The 2945-nt window shown below is 39.2% G+C and carries 3 protein-coding genes and 1 pseudogene; all 4 read left to right on the top strand.

Annotated features, from left to right (window positions below):
• Nucleotides 1–514: 514 nt before the first annotated feature.
• Nucleotides 515–721, top strand: a pseudogene (locus BGC07_RS23765) (ArsR/SmtB family transcription factor); the annotation flags it as partial.
• The gene (locus BGC07_RS01585) at nucleotides 718–1596 is read left to right on the top strand and encodes a DMT family transporter (protein WP_069311696.1); all 879 of its coding nucleotides are present in this window, start codon (nucleotides 718–720) and stop codon (nucleotides 1594–1596) included. The pseudogene BGC07_RS23765 and the gene BGC07_RS01585, both read left to right, overlap by 4 nt.
• A gap of 525 nt (nucleotides 1597–2121) precedes the next feature.
• Nucleotides 2122–2304: a pyroglutamyl-peptidase I family protein gene (locus tag BGC07_RS01575; RefSeq protein ID WP_069311694.1), complete on the top strand. Its 183-nt coding sequence runs from the start codon at nucleotides 2122–2124 to the stop codon at nucleotides 2302–2304.
• A 54-nt stretch (nucleotides 2305–2358) separates the two neighbouring features.
• On the top strand, nucleotides 2359–2945 hold a 587-nt coding region (locus BGC07_RS19995), incomplete at its 3' end, for a transposase (RefSeq protein ID WP_077216692.1).

Genomic DNA, 2945 nt, shown 5'->3' with positions numbered 1-2945 from the left:
ATGGTTGTAAAATTGACTCGTGACTACGATAATTCACAGCCGCTTCCGACAAATAAGATGGATTCGGAAAATCTATAAATAAAACAAAATTAGGAGCTGCCACCGAATAAAGCTCCTTGAGCAACTGCTTAGATCAGCCAGAGGCTCTTTCGGACGCCTTTTAAATTATCATTCAACCTCTTAAAAGAGGTTGAAGTACTGTTCTCGTGCATCATTAAACTTTCTTATATGCCGTTTTTTATTCCAGAGGTACTCAATCCCATTATGGTTTCTCCGTGTTGGATTATTGTAATTTATTCACTCGAAATAGGGTAACCAGATCAAGTTATAGTACAGTTATTTATCTTGACAGGCATTGCTTGGCTTTATATATTACCATGTTATTAGTAACATGGTTTGAATGGTTGTGGAATTAAATCAAGCCTCTAGGGCATATGCTGAACTGGGTCATCCTATCCGTTTGGCGATTATTCGTGAGCTTGTTAAGGCTGGGCAGTAGGGAGTAAACACAGGAGAGCTGGGGAAGCGTCTTAATGTGCCAAACTCAACATTAACTCATCATATACGCAAGCTGGAAACTGTGAACTTGGTACAACGGGAGCAGGTTGCTCAGCGACTTGTTTACCATAGCAATTTTGCCTTAATAAAGTCACTATCAGCCTACCTCATTGAAGAGTGCTGCGCTAAGCATGACTCTAAAATATATTATAAAAAGCCATGAAAGCGCTATTATTATTACTATTATTAGGTGTGCTATGGGGCTCTGGTTATTCGATTGCAAAAGTTGCGATGACACATGGTGTACCGCCATTAGGTTATGCTTTTTGGCAAACCTTAGGGCCTGCTATTGTCCTGTTTTTTATTGCACTGTATCGTCAAGAGCGTGCTGCAAAGCTTAAATCAGCTTGGCGCTATTATTTATTTTGTGGCGCGTTTGGTATTGCTTTGCCCAATACTGTCATGTATTTTACTGCGCCACATGTTAGCTCTGGTCTGCTTGCTGTCATTATTAATACCGTCGCCTTATTTGCTTATCCTTTGGCCTGTATCGTTCGTCAAGAAAAAGCCAGTTTAGTTCGCAGCGTGGCAGTTATGGTTGGTGTGGTTGGCATTATGTTTATTTTACAGCCTAAGTGGCATTGGTTTGGCAATAGTGTGCCAATATGGCTTACATTTGCCTTGCTTGCACCATTCTCATTTGCAATCTGTGCCGTATTTGCTAGTAGGTATCGGCCTAAGCAGCAAGACTCTGTGTTGCTCGCCGCTGGCATGATGCTCTTTGCGAGTTTATTACTAACGCCATTTATGTTGTATAACCATAGCTTTTACTCATTGTTGCCTCCTTGGCATGTGGGTGATGCTATGATTATTATCGAAATTATTTTATCAAGCATCGGTTATGTTATCTTTTTCGAGTTGCTTAAAGTCGCAGGACCTGTGTATTACAGTCTTGTCAGTGGCGTTGTTGCTATCACAGGTCTAATTTGGGGCAAGTTACTGTTTGCTGAGTCATTAACTTGGCATAATGGCATTGCTGTCATTTTGATCGTGGCTGCGGTGATTTGTCTTAGCTTAAGTCAGTGGTCCAGTAACTGAAAAGGCAGCGTTACGTTATTTCTAATAAACCAAATAGAGTGGTTGTTGTGTCATTTATTATTTTTGCCTCTTTATTATTCCCCAAACTTAAATCCGATCAAGCATGTACGATCACCGCTAAAAAATCAGATTCGCATGATGCTCGACCAAGATGAATTAAGTTTAGAAACAGCACTTGGACAAGTGATGAAATTAATTTCAGAAATTGTTAGCTGAGTGCTATAACACTGAGCTGACAGAGTACAGAGGAGAGCTAATAGCGTTAACTCCGCCATTATCATCAAATAAACTATTCAATATTTTTTAAGAAAAAGTGCAAACAGTAAGTAATTAGCAGAAGAATGATCTGACCTCGATTTAATGGATATGTGATTTAGAATATTTGTCATAGTTTTCTTTCTTTTTTTCTATATTGCCTATTAAAATAGTTCGCCAGATAATATCAGTTGATAGAGTTTTAGTGCTCTTGGGCGAGAAAATTACTCTATATTTTTATTTTTATAGGTTTGAATAGAAAGGTATTTTATGAAAAAAGTACTGCTTACAGGTTATGGCCCTTTTGCGAACACACCGATGAATCCAGCTGAATTGGTCGCTCAAGAACTTAATGGAACACGAGTACATGATGCAGAGATAGTGAGCCATATTGCCCCAGTGGAATTCTTTCAATGTATTGAATCTGTTACTGACACAAGTTTCGCACTTTGAGCTCTAGTGTTTTAAAATGGTGACTCAAGGAAATTAAGATAAGGTGTACCAAGGATGTCTAGGCACAAGTGTACAAAAGCAATTTATAAAGCATTTTTACAGGCAACAAGTGTTCGCTATTCTGGCCTAGCCCTATCCGAAGTTTCTCCGGAGCCCCTCTCTCATGACAGCGTGAGTCGTTGGCTCCAATCTCAGCACTTTCGGCCAAGAGAAGTTTGGCACATTGCAAAGACTTTGATCGACAAGAATGAGCCTTGCTTACTTATTGCTGATGACGCTGTCTTAGATAAACATCGTAGCCATCAAATAGAATTAGTTCACTATCAATATTCTGGCAATGCACATGATGTCATTGCAGGAATTGGACTTGTTAACTTTGTTTGGTATGGCTTAGACAGTGCTGCATCAATTCCTATTGATTATAGAGTCTATGATAAAGAGACCGATGGTAAAACTAAAAATGAGCATTTTCGTGAAATGCTCAAACTAGGTAAAAGTCGAGGTATTTTACCCGAAGCGGTTGTATTTGATGCCTGGTACTCGAGCTTAGACAACTTAAAATCAATTCGTGACCTTGGTTGGAACTGGGTTGCAGGATTAAAGAAAAATCGAAAAGTAAATCGCAATCAAACTCTTGAACA

Source organism: Piscirickettsia litoralis (assembly GCF_001720395.1).
Classification (GTDB): Bacteria; Pseudomonadota; Gammaproteobacteria; order Piscirickettsiales; family Piscirickettsiaceae; genus Piscirickettsia; species Piscirickettsia litoralis.
This window is presented reverse-complemented; position numbering and strand designations above follow the sequence as displayed.